Source organism: Shimia sp. SK013, assembly GCF_001292625.1.
Classification (GTDB): domain Bacteria; phylum Pseudomonadota; class Alphaproteobacteria; order Rhodobacterales; family Rhodobacteraceae; genus Shimia.
Genome location: NZ_LAJH01000012.1, coordinates 129,087 through 145,410, shown reverse-complemented (window position 1 = coordinate 145,410; position 16,324 = coordinate 129,087). Strand labels below are relative to the sequence as shown.

13 protein-coding genes are annotated in these 16,324 nt (G+C 56.7%); 3 read left to right on the top strand and 10 right to left on the bottom strand.

Annotated features, from left to right (window positions below):
• Window positions 1-123: 123 nt before the first annotated feature.
• The 4 genes from SHIM_RS10465 to SHIM_RS10450 all read right to left on the bottom strand — a co-directional run bounded on the left by SHIM_RS10465 (window position 124) and on the right by SHIM_RS10450 (window position 5,109).
• On the bottom strand, window positions 124-831 hold the full coding sequence (locus SHIM_RS10465; protein ID WP_054002598.1) for a maleate cis-trans isomerase family protein: 708 nt from the start codon (window positions 829-831) through the stop codon (window positions 124-126).
• Window positions 828-1,976: a M24 family metallopeptidase gene (locus tag SHIM_RS10460; protein ID WP_054002597.1), complete on the bottom strand. Its 1,149-nt coding sequence runs from the start codon at window positions 1,974-1,976 to the stop codon at window positions 828-830. Before SHIM_RS10460 ends, SHIM_RS10465 begins: the two co-directional genes overlap by 4 nt.
• Window positions 1,973-3,019 carry a pyridoxal-phosphate dependent enzyme gene (locus SHIM_RS10455; protein ID WP_054002596.1) on the bottom strand — a complete coding sequence of 349 codons (1,047 nt, stop codon included), beginning with the start codon at window positions 3,017-3,019 and terminating at the stop codon, window positions 1,973-1,975. The genes SHIM_RS10460 and SHIM_RS10455 overlap by 4 nt, the downstream gene beginning before the upstream one ends.
• A gap of 164 nt (window positions 3,020-3,183) precedes the next feature.
• Entirely contained in the window at window positions 3,184-5,109 is a 1,926-nt protein-coding gene (locus tag SHIM_RS10450) for an acyl-CoA synthetase (protein WP_082358362.1), read from the bottom strand.
• 241 nt (window positions 5,110-5,350) lie between these two features.
• Between SHIM_RS10450 and SHIM_RS10445 the strand changes: the two genes are divergently transcribed.
• Entirely contained in the window at window positions 5,351-6,865 is a 1,515-nt protein-coding gene (locus SHIM_RS10445; protein WP_054002595.1) for a phytoene desaturase family protein, read from the top strand.
• A 4-nt stretch (window positions 6,866-6,869) separates the two neighbouring features.
• Window positions 6,870-8,030, top strand: coding sequence for an FAD-binding oxidoreductase (locus tag SHIM_RS10440; protein ID WP_054002594.1), 1,161 nt, complete (start codon window positions 6,870-6,872; stop codon window positions 8,028-8,030).
• A 49-nt stretch (window positions 8,031-8,079) separates the two neighbouring features.
• On the opposite strand, the gene SHIM_RS10435 is transcribed toward SHIM_RS10440, so the two are convergent.
• From SHIM_RS10435 to uvrB, 5 genes are all read right to left on the bottom strand, one after another.
• Window positions 8,080-8,679, bottom strand: coding sequence for a TetR/AcrR family transcriptional regulator (locus tag SHIM_RS10435; RefSeq protein ID WP_054002593.1), 600 nt, complete (start codon window positions 8,677-8,679; stop codon window positions 8,080-8,082).
• A 170-nt stretch (window positions 8,680-8,849) separates the two neighbouring features.
• Entirely contained in the window at window positions 8,850-9,803 is a 954-nt protein-coding gene (locus tag SHIM_RS10430; RefSeq protein WP_054002592.1) for a hypothetical protein, read from the bottom strand.
• A gap of 433 nt (window positions 9,804-10,236) precedes the next feature.
• Window positions 10,237-10,671 carry a hypothetical protein gene (locus tag SHIM_RS10425; protein ID WP_054002591.1) on the bottom strand — a complete coding sequence of 145 codons (435 nt, stop codon included), beginning with the start codon at window positions 10,669-10,671 and terminating at the stop codon, window positions 10,237-10,239.
• Between the two features lie 149 nt (window positions 10,672-10,820).
• The gene (locus SHIM_RS10420; RefSeq protein ID WP_054002590.1) at window positions 10,821-11,687 is read right to left on the bottom strand and encodes a DUF4238 domain-containing protein; all 867 of its coding nucleotides are present in this window, start codon (window positions 11,685-11,687) and stop codon (window positions 10,821-10,823) included.
• A complete protein-coding gene (gene uvrB / locus SHIM_RS10415; RefSeq protein ID WP_054002589.1) occupies window positions 11,688-13,877 on the bottom strand; it encodes an excinuclease ABC subunit UvrB in 2,190 nt (729 codons plus the stop codon).
• A 535-nt stretch (window positions 13,878-14,412) separates the two neighbouring features.
• Between uvrB and SHIM_RS10410 the strand changes: the two genes are divergently transcribed.
• Window positions 14,413-14,724: an ETC complex I subunit gene (locus SHIM_RS10410; protein WP_054002588.1), complete on the top strand. Its 312-nt coding sequence runs from the start codon at window positions 14,413-14,415 to the stop codon at window positions 14,722-14,724.
• Window positions 14,725-14,789: 65 nt separating this feature from the next.
• On the opposite strand, the gene SHIM_RS10405 is transcribed toward SHIM_RS10410, so the two are convergent.
• Window positions 14,790-16,316: a hypothetical protein gene (locus tag SHIM_RS10405; protein ID WP_193749906.1), complete on the bottom strand. Its 1,527-nt coding sequence runs from the start codon at window positions 16,314-16,316 to the stop codon at window positions 14,790-14,792.
• Between the last annotated feature and the right edge of the window lie 8 nt (window positions 16,317-16,324).

Genomic DNA, 16,324 nt, shown 5'->3' with positions numbered 1-16,324 from the left:
ATATCGCAGCGAGTTGATCTCGCTGTCGCAGTTGACTGCCCCATTAGAAGGGACTGCAAACGACTTTAGCAAGGCCGAAAGCGACCAATGGGTAACAGAAACGCCATGTGGCCGTATATTGCTTTAGCCCCCAACCAGCTTCTGCATGTGCCACGCAAGGCTTTGATTACTGGACAAAACGGGTTTTCCCAACCTGTCCTGAACAGTTTTCAACGCCTCAAAAGTACGCAGGTTTGTGCAACTAATGAACACACCTTCAACACCAGAATCGCTACCCAAGCGGGTGGCGGCCTCCACAACAGATTCGTTTGAGATGCGCACAACCTTGGATTCTTCCGCCACGCCAAAACTGCCAAAGACCGGCATTTCGACTCCTTCGCCGGCAAAAGCGGCGCGCAATGGGGCGCTGACTTCCTCAATGTAAGGCGACAAAAGCGCCACTCTCGAAATGCCAAAATTCTGGGCGCAGGCCACTGCGGCCCGCAATGGATTCGTGACTGCAGCCGTGTCGCAACCCTGCCGAACCAACTCCTCGACTTTTTGCGACCCAATCACCGAGCTCGCGGAGGTGCATCCATACCCCACCACGCCAAACTGTCGCGCCTTCGGCAAGAGATCCGCCGCCACGCGCAGATCTGCGGCCATCGCCGACAAGTTTTCTGTTGTCACTTCCGCCGCACTCCGGATGCGCGATGCAAAAAGCGGGCTCTTGTGACCAGAAAAGTACCTCTGAAACTCCGGTTCGATTGTTTCGTCCGTTTGCAAGACGATCAATCCCATCGGCGGCGCGGAGGGATCATCATCTTCGAGCGTGTAAGGCAAATGACTCATAACTCTGGCAACTCCCGTTTGGCCCGCGGCGAAAGATACCGCGCGCCGGTGTTGGTGATCACAATGTCTTCTTCATGCACCAGGATCTTGTTGCCAACGGCAATGCCTGGTTCAAGCGTAAGCACCATACCGACCTCCAATACCGTGTGATCCGACGGGATCAAGGACGGCCACTCCGTCAATGACATACCAAGTCCATGCCCCAATCGCCCGGCGTCCGTGCCTCCACCGACCGCGACCACGTCGTTCATGGCGTGAAACACCTCCGCCGCCGTCACGCCGGGCTTGGCCATCGCAAACGCGGCATCCGAAGCATCAATCAATCGGGCATGTGCGTCTTTCACGGAAGGTGTTGCCGGTCCGATCGACCAATTGCGATCAAAGTCTGAAAAATACCCATCCCAGACCACGCCCGTGTCCAGCATCAACACATCGCCCGCTTGCAGTGGCGCATCTGTGGCCGGTGAAATGACATCGCCGTAGCCGCCCTGTTCTGCCCCGCCCGCAAGATAGGACACCCAATCGGCACCTTCCTCCAGACACAACATTTGAAACCGTCGGTAAACTTCTTCTAGCGGCACACCTGCCTGCGCAATCTCGGACACGCGGCCAAATGCCCGCCCGGCAATCGCGCAAGCGGTCTCGATCTTGCCAATCTCCGCATCAGATTTCACCATCCGCAAAGCACGCAAAACACCGCTGTCCCCGACAATGTCGCGCCCACCAATGTCGGATTGCATACGACGCAGATCCGCCAAGGGCATGCGCAAATGGGTTTCATGTCCGTCCGGCAAGCCAATTTGACCGCCCTCCGGCACCACTTCGCGCAAAGCTTCCGCAAGCAAACTCACTCCATCATCGCGCAAATCCGGCGCGGACCATGTTCTAATGTCGTCAATCCAAGTCTGCCCCATCAACGCCGCACCGATCGAGGGGATCACGGCAATCGGTTTACCGCTCGCGGGCACAATCAGGAACCAAGGGCGCGTCGGGCTCTCCCAAAACCGCGTGAGATAGCCGGTGAAATACCGCACCTCTGGCTCGCTGGTCACCAACAAAGCCGCAAGCCCGGCCTTGGCCATTTTGGCCTGTGCCTTTGCACAGCGGGCTTCGAATTCTGCTACTGGAAACCCCCGCCCGTTCAATCTGGCACCTCCGAGAGGAAACACAACACGCGGCTGGTGTCATCCAGCCCGATCAACGCCCGTGCGTCGGGGTCCAGAACCGCTGCCAAGCCAGCCCCGCCAGAAGCCGTAGTTTCAAGCTCCAATGCCGCCATTGCAGGCAGGTAGCCCGCCACCACGTCGTCGTCCAACGTAAGAAACCCATCTGCATCCCGCGCCAAGCCGTTCAACGCAATCAGCGACGGCTCCTTGCAATCCAGTCGTCCCATAATGCTGTCCGGCCCGTCTGCGATCACCGGCGCACCCGCTTCGATGCTGGCTTGCAATGCCGGCGCCGCCGAGGGCTCCACCACAACGATCTTTGGGCCTTCGCCCCAGACCTTGCGCACATAAGCGGCCACCGCTCCGGCCAAACCGCCAACACCAGCTTGGAGCATCACATGCGTCGGCACCTCAGGACATTGCCGCACGGCCTCTGCCGCCATCTGCAAATAGCCTTCCATCAGGATATGCGGCAACTCGGCATAGCCCTCCCATGAACTGTCCGACAAAAGGATCCAGCCGTTGTCCTGCGCCGCCTTTTGTGCTGCCACCATTGACGCCGCATAATCCGCACCCTCGCGCACCACGCGCGCGCCGCGATCCGCCAACCGAACCGCAAAACTTTCCGGCACTGTTTCAGCAATATACACCACGGATTGTGCACCAAACACCCGCGCTCCGGCCGCGACGCTCATGCCGTGGTTGCCCGCACTGGCCGTCACATACGTGCGCCCAACAAGGCTTTGCGCCCCGGGATTACCTTCACTCGCGTCCCATGCCTGCCGCGCAATCACATAAGCTGCGCCCAACGCCTTAAACGATCCAAGCCCCATGCGGGTGCGCTCATCTTTGACCCAAAACGCGCCCACAGGGGCCGCTGCGCTTGCGTCAACCAAAGGCGTTTCCGACGCAACGGGGCAGAGCCCCAACAACGCGGCAACCCTCTCTGCATCGTCGGACGGGTAAGGGAACCCCGCGCAAATTTTGCCTTGTCCCTTAAACGGATTTTCCGACAGTTTCATGATACGCATCGCTCCCAAGTTTTCGTTCAGCGCAGCCTAGCTTTGGCCACGGACCTTGCCCATCACTATTTTTTGCACATCCCTTGCGATTGCTTCCAATCGCGCAAAAAAAGGCGCTGTAATCCCTCGATCACAACGCCCCTTTTTTGACGCAAAAGATTGGCTTACTCGGACCACTCCCAAACCGGAATGAACCCCTTTAAGGCATCCTCGACTTTGGCGGCATCTGCCTCAATCTTGGGCGCTATCTGCGCCACGAGCCCGCGCTTTTTGTCGTCCACCACGGCTGACACGCGCTGCTCCGATCCGGCCTTGGCCAAGGCCGCGTCAAACACCCGCGTGATTGCCCGTTTGCGCAGCTCCGGCTTGAACACTTTGCCCACCAGCGTCAGCGGCATCTCGTCCACGATCTCAAGATGCTTCGGAGTCGCCGCCCGTTCCGAGATGTGTTGCTTGGCAAAAGCCAGCAACGCTTCCGAAGACAAGTTCGCGCCCTCAACCAACTCGACATAAGCACATGGCAGCTCGCCCGCGCTTTCGTCCGGCTGGCCGACAGCAGCCACAAATGACACGTCGTGGTGCGCCATCAATGCCTCTTCGATCACGGCCGGATCGATGTTGTGACCGCCACGAATGATCAGATCCTTCGCACGTCCCGTGATCCAGATATAGCCATCTGCATCCTTGCGTCCCAGATCGCCGGTCCGCAGGTATTTCTCCGCCGCATAGAGCCCGACATTTTTGTCAGCTTCGATATAAGTGGCCCCAACATTCACGCCCGGCGAATACACGCAGATCTCACCGATCTCATCGACACCACGTTCGGTTACGGTCCCGTCAGCCTTCACGTCCAGAACCTTCACGTCCGCAAACGGCACCGGAACCCCGACCGAGCCAACCTTGTCCGCGACACCAGGCGGTGTGATCGACGCCATACAGGTGTTCTCGGTCATACCGTAGCCTTCCATGACCGACAGGCCCGTCGCTTCGTTGAACTGGCGAAACAGGTCCATAGGCATCGGCGCGGAACCGGATGTTGCCAACCGCAACGAAGACACATCCGCGTCCACAGGCCGCTGCATCAACGCCGCTGCAGCCGTCGGCACGATGATAGCTGCTGTCGCTTTATAGCGCGCGACCAGCTTCCAATAGTTGTCAAATACACCCTCGCCGCGGAACCCCTGCGGCGTCGGCAAAATCAGATGCGCGCCGCCTTGCAAAGATTGGCCCAAAATCACGTGCCCCGCCATCACATGAAACAGAGGCAACGGGCACATGATAACGTCGTCCGTCGAGATCATGCCGTCGCTGAACATCCAGCCCTGATAGATGATTGCTGACACTTTATGCTGCGCCACTTTCGGCGTGCCTGTGGTGCCACCGGTATGAAAATAGGCGGCGTACCGGTCCTCTTTGACGTCTTCAAAATCAAGGGTGTCGGACGCTTGCCGTGCCAACTCTTTGCCAAAGCGCAGAACCCGCGCTTTGTGCCGGTTCGGGTTTTTGGGACGGATCAGACCCACAATGCCACGCTTCACTGGGCTCAGATAACTTGCAAGATCGATCTCCAGAATTGTCTGCACGCTCGGGGCATGTGCCACGGCCTCAGCGCATTTCTGTGCGATGTTAGTCTTGGGCATGCTGCGCAGAGTGATCACCACCTTGGCGTCGGTTTCGCGCAAAATGCCGCTGATTTGCTCGGCTTCCAACAGCGGGTTGATCGGGTTCACGATGCCAGCCGACATGGCCCCAAGCATCGCCACAACGGTCTCCGCACAGTTTGGCAAAACGAGCGCAACCACATCCGTTGGACCTACGCCCAGACCTCGTAGCATGTTGGCGCATTGCGTCACCTGTGCCCGCAAATCGCCATAGCTCAAGGTTCGCCCCGCATCACTGGGATCCGACGTCAGCTGAAACGTGATCGCAGGCTGATCCGGATGCTTTTCGCCCATGCTGGCAACCATCTCATGGATGCTGTGATAAGGCTGTGTCTCTTCCCATGTTGCGGTCCGAGCAAGCGCTTGCTTTGCGGCATAGGCGTCTTGCAACTGGCGAAGCAGCGCTTCGTCCGTTTGTGGTTGTGTCATTATTCCTCCCTTGCCCCTTCGGGCTCTTGCCGCAAGGTTGATCCAATTTTTCGTCGTTTGGCGACAAGTTTTTGCGCATGACGTGGCTGGAACCTGTTGCTGACCACCCCACGCCCCTCGCCTTCAAGCCATAAAAAACAGACCTCAAGGCATCGCCGGACCCACTGCAAACTTATCTTGACAACGCTAAGATTTCCGACCGATCTTATCGTTGATTAGATTGTTCTGCGGAGGGCGGGTTTTGAAAGACTACGATGCAATAGTTATTGGTGCGGGCAATGCGGGGCTATCAGCGGCGGCCACACTGCAACGGGGCGGCATGCGGACGCTCTTGCTGGAACGCCACAACATTCCGGGGGGCTGCGCCACATCTTTTGTGCGCGGCGACTACGAGTTTGAGGTCGCGCTTCATCAACTCTCAGGCCTCGGCACCGAAGACCAACCCGCGATCCTGCGCCATGTGTTTGACAGCATGGGCATCAGCGACAAGGTCGACTACGTCGAGGAACACCACCTTTATCGCTACGCCGTACCCGGCGTCATCGACATCACTTTGCCCGCCAGCGTCAAAGGCATCATCGCAGTTCTGAGCGAGGCTTTTCCGGCCGAAGCCGACAAGCTGAAACCTTTCTTGGACCTTTGCGAGGTGCTGACGCTTGAGGCCTATTTGGCCTACCCGCGGGCCAAGGCAACGGGGGATCCCGAGGTCATCAAAAAGAACTGCCGCAATTTTGTGAAATACGGCCTGCGCAACGCCAAAGACGTGCTGGACGAATTCTTTGATGATCCCGTGCTCAAAGCCGTCCTCGGCGGCTATTGGGGCTATATGGGCCTGCCGCTCAAAGAGTTGCCGTTCTCCGATCTCGGCGTGATGCTCTACGCCTATGCCGCAATGAAACCATGGCACGTCGTGGGTGGCTCACAGGCGCTGTCAAATGCGCTTTTGGACAGCTTTCTTGAGGCCGGCGGCGACGTTCGTTTCAACTGTGGCGCCGAACAGATCACCACCGACAACGGTGCTGTTGCCGCGGTGCGCACCGAACACGGTGAGATCTTCACCACCAATCAGGTGGTCTCAAACGCCAGTTCGATACTGACCTACAATCAGCTTCTTGACCGCCCGGAACTTGCTGGCGACGTGCGCGAAGACTTTAAGTCCCGCCGCATGGGCGTGTCGGGCTTTGTGCTCTACCTCGGGCTGGATTGCACGCCCAAAGACCTCGGCATTGAGGTCGCGACCAACTTTGTCGCCAACACCATCGACGACGAGGCGCAGCACGCCGAAGCCCTTACGCTGGATGGCGCGCCCAAAGGCTGTCTCTTCACATGCTACACCGTGGGCGACGAAACCCTCGCGCCAAAAGGCAAATCCGTGGTGGCGCTGATGTGCCTGCAATACGGCTCAGCATGGGACAATGTGAAACCCGAGGACTACGCCGCAACCAAATTCGCATACGCCGAAAAGCTGATTGATTTGGCCGAGACCGTCATTCCGTCGGTGCGCGACCACATCGAGGAAATCGAGGTCGCAACCCCGATGACCATGATGCGCTATCTCAACACACCCGGAGGCGCGATCTATGGCTTTAGCCAAGGCATCGCCGAACACGGCACCGTGCGCGATCGCGTGCGGCCGGTGCACGGACTGCATCTCGCCGGATCGTGGTCCGGTATGGGCGGCTTCCAACCCACCTATCAGGCCGGCGCCTCTGTTGGCGGATCCATCCTGTGCAAACAAAACAAAAAGGCGGGTTAATCCCATGACACTCAAAGACATCCGTTCCGTCATCGACGGCTTTGACGCAACCCGCGCCCAGATGGAAAACCTCGCCGAAACCGGTCAGGACTTTGCCAACGAAGGTGCACGTGTCCAAACTCGCGTCGCGTCTCTGCACCCCAAGCGCCTCGCGCTGACCGTGTCAGACCTGGTCGAGGAAACCGCGACCACCCGCACGCTGCGCCTCACGGGTGACGCTGGCACCCTTCCCCCGTTTCTAGCCGGACAATATGTAAACCTGTTCGTCACCGTGGACGGCGTCGAAACCGCACGCCCCTTCGCGATTTCTTCCGCCCCGCAAGAGCGCGGCCATTATGACCTGACGGTGCGCAAAATAGCTGGCGGCTTTGTCAGCCCTTGGCTCGTCGAGGGTCTGCAAGTTGGCGCCAAGGTCAGCTCATCTGGCCCGATGGGGTCTTTTTATGTGAACCCGATCCATCATGGAGACGATCTGGTGTTTCTTGCGGGCGGGTCCGGCGTGGCCCCCGCGATCAGCATGATCCGCGACATCGCCGCGCGGCGCTTGCCAGTGAAATTTCATCTAATTTACGGCTCCCGCCAAACAGATGACGTCATTTTTCAGCGCGAGCTTTCTGAATTGGACGCCGCCTGCGATTTCCTGACGCTAACGCAGGTCATCTCCGAGCCCAACGACGCCTTCCAAGGCCGCACCGGTTTCATCGACGCAGCCCTAATCAGCGAAGTCTGCGGCGAGATGGCAAACAAAACCGTCTATCTCTGCGGTCCTCCTGCGATGAACGCTGCCTGCGCAAAGGAGCTCAAAGACGTCGGCGTGACCAACAAGCGCCTGCACATCGAGGCCAATGGCCCACCCGTCGACCCGACCGCCCGCGGAGGGTGGCCGTCAGGCGTCGCGGCGCATCAAAACGTCACTGTGACAGTCAATGGCAAAGGCAGCTTTGAAACCACCGCTGGCGAACCGCTTCTCAACGCGCTCGAAAAGGCGGGCTATCAGGTGGAAAACGCCTGTCGCTCCGGCGAATGCAGCCTGTGCCGCATCAAAATACTCTCCGGAGACGTATTCAACCCGTCAGAAGCCAAATTGCGCCAATCCGACCGCCGTTTTGGCTGGGTTCATTCATGCGTGGCATATGCAACGTCGGATGTCGAAATCCTGCTCTGATCGGTTACCTTTTTCCGCCACCTGAGGTCTCATTGGGTGGCGGTAATCCTCAAGGGCGCTGCTGCGCCCGCATAAAGGTTCGCAAGATCTCTTCGACGCCCCCATTTGGCGGCACGATCAATCCCTCTCCCACCAGCGATGCCAAACCATGCACCATGCCCCAGGCGCCTTGCGACAGGGCCTTTGCACGGGTTGGTTCTGCCACCAAACGGTCAAATTCGGCATTTAGTATTGCATAGGGCTTGGTGGCCTCGGCCATCAGGTCTTGCCAGTACACATCGGCATCTCCACCTTCTGATCCCGGCGTCATCGTCGACAGCATCAGCCGATAAAGGTTCGGATTATCCAAAGCGAATTGAACATAGGCTGCACCGAACGCAAGTATCTGCTCGCGCGCGGGCTCGCCATCTTTCCGCCGGGCCTCCATCGCGCGCGACAACTGCCGAAATCCTTCGACGCTGATTGCCAATAGCAACGACCTTTTGTCTGGAAAATGCGCATAAGGCGCTGTCCGGCTGACCCCGACCCGTTCAGCCACCGCACGCAGCGACAGCTGTTCAGCACCGTGGTCCTGCAAAAAGGCGACCCCCGCCGACACCAAGGCCGAAGACAGGTTTCCGTGATGATAGGTGTTGGTTTTTTGCGCCATGCTGCCCGTATTGTACTGCCGTCGCCCGGTGTTCGGACCGCCCCCCAAATCAATACGCAATTTTGCTAAAACCGCCAGACCCTTCGCCTCATTTTGGCGCAGACGCCAGCGGTTCTAGAAAACCGTGACCGAGCGGGGTTGCTCTAGAACGCGCGGCAAAAAGCGGCGGGTCAGTCCCCGCACACTGCTTTGCGATAGGCCGCAATAGTGGCTTCCAGCTCGGACAAATAATCAGACAACTCGTTTTTCGAAATATTCCGCGCCTCGGGAACCGTAGGACGCCGGATCAACTCATCTACGGCTTCTTGCGAAAAGATATCTTTGTAAATCGCCGGCACTTTTGCCGCCACGGAATCGATTTGCCCATAGTAATAATCCCGCAGCATGGAATCGACGTTGAGCGGCTCGATGTCCCTCTCGCGAAGCATTGTTTCAAATTCCAGCGGACGCAACGCGTGCTTGGTTTTTTGCGGCATCTGAAGCGCCAACAACGTCCCAAAATCCAGCGACTTATTGACGGACTTACCGCTGGATTGCGGCGCGTAGGCCATTCCGGCAAATCGGTCAAAGAACGTGCTCACCAGATCCCTGTTATATACGATGAAGGCAATATTGGCGTTGTCGAAACCATTGCGCAAAGCTGTCAAAGCAACCGCCCGTTTTTTGTGATTGTTGGCACTCAAATACGGATCAGGCGTACAAAACATTGTGACCTTTCTACGCATCCGCTGGTTCAGTGCAGAAAACCCCATTTCGTAGATGCTGCGCACCACGTAAACGATTGTGACTTCGCGAAATTTCGGCAGGCAGGTCGGCAGCATTTCGGCTGCGCGCAGATTGCTGCCGCCCAGATACTCATCGCTCAGGATCACACGATCATGGGGCGATTGTGACGCGATCTCTGCCACTTCTCCGAACATCCTGGCCCGTGCTTCACTGTCGCCACCATTTTCACGGATCGTCCGGATCAGGACATCATGTGAGTGCCACCGTTTGGACAATCCGACTTCTGGATAGCAATATGTGGCCTCTCCGGTTTGCTGGGTTTCAAACAAGGCCCTTTGAATGGCGCTTGAGCCGGTTTTAGGGGGGCCAACATGAAGAATAAGATGTTTATCAATCATTTCTATATCGCCTTTCGGGCGCACAAATTGTTTTACCAGAATAAAAGTCCCCCTTTGCTGTACAAGCGAACTTTGGCTGTCATCAAGCGGCTATTTTGCCACTGCATCCGGACGCAAAATCAAAAGCCACGCCGCCAAGCCAGCACCGCCCGCATTCTGCGACGACCAATCTGACACGCGCGCCGGAATTATCGCCGCCCCAGACCTTACCGCACAAAACCTACGCGAATTACGATCGCAAAGTCGCCGACGTCTGCTCCGCACAACGCATACTCCTTTCACCTGAGGCCTACCGCCCGCGCCGCTTGACATTGCCACCATGCTGCCTGTGGTGTTTTGCCTTCGCCCCGCGACCGGGTCGCGACACAATTCAATACGCGATTTTATTCAAACCGCCAGACCTTCGCCCAATTTTAAAGCGACGTCCGGCGGTTCAGGAAATCTGTGCAGACGTGCAGTCGCGGAATGTCTGCACTTCGGGGGCGGCGCCTTCGAGGTCAATGGCTTCTCCGTCCGATTGCGTGCCTGCGAGCGCCATGGCGTTGAATTGCAGCCCGTCCAGCACGTTGGAAAAGCCGCTGTCCGCGACGTTGAGGGTTTGGCCATTGTCGCTGAGCGCGTGTTTGTCGGTGGAGATGGTGAGTTCACGCGGGCCGACAAAGCGGATGGCGAACCACGGATCGTCGGGCCAAGCTGCGCCCTTGCGGGTGATGGCGAGGGTGTAGAGCGGTTTGGTAGGGTCGTAGGTCAGGCGGATATGCGCGGTGTCGGTCTCATGCGTGAGGGTGCAGATGGGGGTGGTGGTGGCCTCCCAAGCGGTGGCGGAGGAGGCGAGCGCGGCGAGGAGGAGGGCGATGAGGGTGCGCATGGGGGGAGGGTAAAGGATTGGGTTTGTCTGCGTCGAGTGGGCGGTGGTCACAATTGCATGATGCCTTGCATCATGCCGCGACCGACCTCCCCCACGGGAGGGCGCGTTCGCTTCCTCCCGAGGTCGTGCGCGGTGGGGCCAGCGATAGTCTACCATGCCGATTTTGCAATTGAGCGTAGGAGTGGTGCCGAGGTTGCCGCTATGGCGCGGCTTTGTTTAGTCAAAGTCATATTCATTTTTCGAACCGTGGAGTCGTCCAGAAGGATAACATCTGGTATTCGGGACTTGGCCACAAAACCTACAGCAATTCTCGGTGTCATTGTCGTCCAAAGCTCCACCCCAGACGACCCAAGCTGTTCCCAAGGATAATCTTCAAATCTTGCAACAGGATTACTCGCAACAACAAAATTTTTGGTGAGGCGAGTTGGTGAGGCGATGACGATTTTCATGGACGCCAAACGACCAAGAATAGGCTCGGCTTGCTTGCTCAAGTTTTCTACACGAGCATTTCGGAGCGCCTTATTCTGAAATTGGTCACTGCGAACTAGCTGCCTTTCTTCTTCGGTTAGCGGTCGGAACTTGTCCTCCAGGTCGACGAGTGTCTTTTCATCGAAAGCTTCTTTTGCGACTTTCTCGACAATTGGATCAAGGAATTCGGGTGTTCGTTTTCGGTGGTTGAAGAAGAACTGAACGAAGCGGTCGCGCGATTGATTACCCCCGAAATCGAGCCTACCAGTTTTTGTTGCACTTTCAAAAAGCCTGACCCATTCAGGAATGTAGTTGTCTAGTTCTTCCGCGAAGAAGGTTTCTAATGAAGCGTTTTTGTTACCGTCCGGCTCTTCAAAAGAATTATAATGAATGCGGCGGAAAACACTTTCCTTGTTCCTTTGCTGGATCCCTTTATCAAGTTTATCCCGATCAACATAGTGTAGGGAGGCACCCTTGAAGCAGAAATAGCTTAGTATCGCTTGCGGAACGTAGTGGTGCTTCTTGGGGGGCTTGGAGGTATTGGCCAACTACCGCCCCCGCCGCTTCACATTCCCACCACGCTGCCCAGCACGCCCAGCCATGGAGCGGCCTTTGGATTTGGTGGCTTGCTCCTCGGCGGCTTTAACAGCGTATTGCCGCGCCATCGGGTCATCAGACACCGCCAGATCGACAGCTTCCAGCCGTTTGACCTCGTCACGCAAACGGGCGGCTTCTTCGAATTCCAAATTCTCCGCAGCTTTGCGCATGTCGTCGCGCAACCCATCCAACACGGTTTCGAGATTGCCACCATGGAGCGGATTTTCGATTTTGGCGGTGACACGGGACTGGTCTGTATCGCCCTTGTACAATCCGGCCAAAACGTCCTCGACGTTTTTCTTGACCGTCGCCGGCGTGATGCCATGTTTCTCGTTATAGGCCTTTTGCTTGCTGCGCCGCCGGTCGGTTTCGCCCAAGGCGCGCTCCATCGACCCGGTTATTCGGTCCGCATACATAATCACCCGGCCCTCGGCATTCCGCGCGGCACGACCAATGGTCTGCACCAGCGACGTCTCAGACCGCAAAAAGCCCTCTTTGTCTGCATCCAGAATGGCCACAAGACCACACTCAGGAATATCAAGCCCCTCACGCAACAGGTTGATACCGATCAACACATCAAACGCACCAAGCCGCAGATCACGCAGGATTTCGATGCGCTCAAGCGTGTCGATGTCGCTGTGCATATAGCGCACCTTGATGCCCTGTTCGTGCAGGTATTCCGTCAGGTCTTCCGCCATGCGCTTGGTCAACGTGGTCACCAGCGTTCGAAACCCATCCGCCGACACCTTGCGAATTTCATCAAGCAGGTCATCCACTTGCATCTCGACAGGACGGATTTCCACTTCTGGATCCAAAAGTCCCGTGGGGCGGATCACCTGTTCGGCAAACACGCCTCCGGCCTGCTCCATTTCCCATGCCGACGGAGTAGCGGATACAAAGACCGATTGCGGGCGCATCGCGTCCCACTCTTCGAACTTGAGAGGCCGGTTGTCCATGCAAGACGGCAACCGGAAACCATGTTCCGCCAGTGTGAATTTGCGCCGATAGTCGCCTCGGTACATGCCGCCGATCTGTGGCACAGACACGTGGCTTTCATCCGCAAAAACAATGGCGTTATCAGGTATGAATTCAAACAACGTGGGGGGCGGCTCTCCAGGTGCGCGCCCCGTAAGGTATCGCGAATAGTTCTCGATCCCGTTGCAGAACCCCTGCGCCTCCATCATCTCCAGATCAAAGGTGGTGCGCTGCTCCAACCGCTGCGCTTCCAACAGCTTTCCTTCATCAACCAGCTGATCAAGCCGCAGACGCAGCTCCTTTTTGATCTGGATAATGGCCTGTTGCAGTGTCGGCTTAGGGGTCACGTAATGGCTGTTCGCGTAAACCCGGATTTGCTCAAACGTATTGGTTCTCTCCCCTGTCAGCGGATCAAACTCGGTGATCGCTTCCAGTTCCTCGCCAAAAAATGACAACTTCCACGCGCGATCCTCAAGGTGGGCCGGAAAGATTTCAAGGCTGTCGCCCCGCACGCGGAAAGAGCCGCGCTGAAAAGCCTGATCATTACGCCGGTACTGCAACGCCACCAAATCCGCGATCACCGCACGTTGATCATACTCTCCACCGGCCTTCAAATCGAGCGTCATGGCGGAATAGGTTTCCACCGATCCGATACCATAAATGCAGCTGACCGAGGCCACGATGATCACATCGTCCCGCTCCAAAAGCGACCGCGTCGCAGAATGGCGCATCCGGTCGATCTGCTCGTTAATCTGGCTTTCTTTTTCAATGTATGTGTCGGACCGCGCGACATAGGCCTCAGGCTGGTAGTAATCATAGAAGCTGACAAAGTACTCGACGGAGTTTTCGGGAAAAAACCCTTTCATTTCGCCAAACAGCTGCGCTGCGAGGGTTTTGTTCGGGGCCAGGATAATCGCCGGACGCTGGGTCTGCTCGATGATTTTGGCCATGGTAAAAGTCTTACCGGTCCCCGTTGCCCCCAATAGCACCTGATTGCGTTCGCCCTCGTTCAGACCTGTGGCCAACTCGGCGATGGCAGTCGGCTGGTCACCTGCGGGTTCAAACTCAGTGTGCAGCACAATGCGACGGCCCCCCTCAAGCTTGGGACGGGTTTTCGGGTCTGCCGGAGCGGCACTTAAAAGCGGGGCCTCAACGGATCGGGACATAAACAGATTCCTTTTGGTTACCTTGCAGTTTGGTCTCTTTTTGTTCTTTCGCAAGAGAGAACTGACATGTCGCAAAGCTGCGCATCGGTTTGGCGCCTCAAGGCGGCGGCGTATTACAAATTGATCGCCCTCGCGCACGCAGAAAGTTTGCGCGCGATAAGAAACCGGTTGTCGCGAATTTCGAGAATAATGCGCGACATTCGCGCCACCATCAAAGACAGAATGGTAGAATTTTACGAACCAGATGGTAATTTCAGGAAATAATTCTCTGGTTTTGTGAAATATTCGACATGTTGCACTTGCCAAATATCCACATCGAGCCGTAAGCTTCCCTTAGCAAGCAGCCGCCAAATTTTGCTTTGGATGCCACATTACACCCCTCGCTCCCCGTGGTTGGTCCGGCGCAAAGGGCTGCTTGCAAGCTTTCTCCAATTTTCCAAACGATACTCCTGTGTGTTCGCACCGGTTGCGGCAACTCGGCTCTTGCCGGATCGCATGGAATCCGAGATAAAGCGCAGTAACCAAGGAGTTTTCGATGATTGCGCGCATCTACCAACCCGCCCGTACAGCAATGTCTTCGGGGGCCGCCAATACCAAGGATTGGATCCTTGAATACGGCCCCTCTGAATCGCGTGAAATTGATCCCTTGATGGGTTGGACCGGATCCGGCGACACCCAAAGCCAGGTGCGCCTGCGGTTTGACAGCAAAGACGCAGCTCTCGCTTACGCCGATGACCACGGCATCGAGGTGCAAGTGAGCCAGCCACACAAACGCAAAGTCAACATTCGCGCCGGTGGTTACGGCGAAAATTTCGCAACCAACCGCCGCGGTCCCTGGACACACTAAGTGTGTTTGCACATCGATAGAGAACTTCAATTCATGATCGCTCAAAGCGACAATGGATACCCCGCTCAAGCGGTTCCTTCAACTGACGTGCCCTGTTCTCGCCGCACAAAAATGTACCCGCTAGGCGTATTGTCTTGCAGATGATATTGAGAACGCAAATGCTCAAATACCAATGCGTAATTGATGTCAAAACGCAGGTCCTTTCTACCATCGATCATGCCGTTTGAAATGATGGCGACAGGAGGATCTGATGCCTTTAGATCTTCGAGCATACGCGTTTGAGCAGCCTCACTTGCCGGATAGACGGGAAAGGTATCGTATACTGCGGATCGTCTATGAAACAGGGCGAGTAAGGCCGGAGCGGCAGGCGCAACAAAGAGCGTGTCTTGCGAGTTGCTGCATGCCTCTACCACATCGCGCTGTTGAGTCAGCGCCTTGTGCAATTCTTCAGTGATACGAAACGTGTCGGCCCCATTGACCCAAGTCACAGGGTGGTTGTTTTGAAAGGACCAACTCTCTGAAAAAGCGGGGGTTTTCCATAGCAGCGCGGCACTCGCGACACCGATCAAAAGCATCGCTGCGGGAGCCACCGAAATGGGCAATAACCCGGCAAGCCCCGCGGCGACAGTCACCAAAAAGGGCTGGATGACCTGATGGATATGGTTGAGGTCAGCACGCGACAAAGCATGATGGTAGTAGATTAATCCGACCAGGCTCGACGCAAGTACAAGCTGTGCGGCACGGTCTGCATCGGCGGTGACCAGTAAGAACCCGGTATTGGCCAAATAAACCACGGGCAGCAGCGTAAACAGCGCTTGCAATACCAGACGGCGGAGCCTCGAAAACCCGGCGAACTGTCGAGGGGCGGCGTTCCAGATCCACGGTTTCGGCAGCGCAAGGTTTGTTGTTTTCCGCCGAAAAAGCGCAAGGACTTTCAAATCCAGATAACATCGCAAAAAACCGGGAACCAACGCGTAACAAAGGACCAGAAACGAGATGCTGGCTCCCAATCCGAGTGCAAAAACTGGCAGTGCAATCAGGCCAGAAGTCCCGTACAAAAGCCCAATCGCCAAAAATGTCAGCGTTGCGGATCCGACGAAATAGGCCAGAATATTGAGCCCAAACGCCGCGCCGAGCGCGCCCGTCGCACCCAGCCAGAAAGGCTGTCCGGTCCCTGATAACAACGAGAACATGACCGCGCAGCAGCCAAGGCTAAAGAAATGTTCGATCTGCTTGTGGCGTGGAAACATCCACAACAACGCCGTTGCCGCAACCACAGCGCTGAGCCATGGATTGCCCGAAGCGGAGAAGACCATCCAAGAAACAAGACACAGAGACAATCCAGACATGAACGCCATCGAAATCCGGATGGCGATGAATTCAGAGCCGATCAAGCGGCACCACAGGGCGCACCAATAGTATCGCGCGGGGTCATATGCCCGAAAATCCCTGATGGGAATCTTCCCGCGCAAAACCTCTTGTGTGCCGTAAGCCAAGTAGCCTTCGTCGGCGAGGTTGATACCACGATGCAGGCTAACTCTTGTTGAGACCAACAATAGCACAAGAGGCGACAAGCAGATCAGGACATCCAACATACCGT

Excerpts from the sequence above, each read along its gene's own strand:
- SHIM_RS10465 (WP_054002598.1), bottom strand. The coding sequence starts at position 831 with ATGAGTCATTTGCCTTACACGCTCGAAGATGATGATCCCTCCGCGCCG.
- SHIM_RS10455 (WP_054002596.1), bottom strand. The coding sequence starts at position 3,019 with ATGAAACTGTCGGAAAATCCGTTTAAGGGACAAGGCAAAATTTGCGCG.
- SHIM_RS10450 (WP_082358362.1), bottom strand. The coding sequence starts at position 5,109 with ATGACACAACCACAAACGGACGAAGCGCTGCTTCGCCAGTTGCAAGAC.
- SHIM_RS10440 (WP_054002594.1), top strand. The coding sequence starts at position 6,870 with ATGACACTCAAAGACATCCGTTCCGTCATCGACGGCTTTGACGCAACC.
- SHIM_RS10435 (WP_054002593.1), bottom strand. The coding sequence starts at position 8,679 with ATGGCGCAAAAAACCAACACCTATCATCACGGAAACCTGTCTTCGGCC.
- SHIM_RS10430 (WP_054002592.1), bottom strand. The coding sequence starts at position 9,803 with ATGATTGATAAACATCTTATTCTTCATGTTGGCCCCCCTAAAACCGGC.
- SHIM_RS10425 (WP_054002591.1), bottom strand. The coding sequence starts at position 10,671 with ATGCGCACCCTCATCGCCCTCCTCCTCGCCGCGCTCGCCTCCTCCGCC.
- uvrB (WP_054002589.1), bottom strand. The coding sequence starts at position 13,877 with ATGTCCCGATCCGTTGAGGCCCCGCTTTTAAGTGCCGCTCCGGCAGAC.
- SHIM_RS10410 (WP_054002588.1), top strand. The coding sequence starts at position 14,413 with ATGATTGCGCGCATCTACCAACCCGCCCGTACAGCAATGTCTTCGGGG.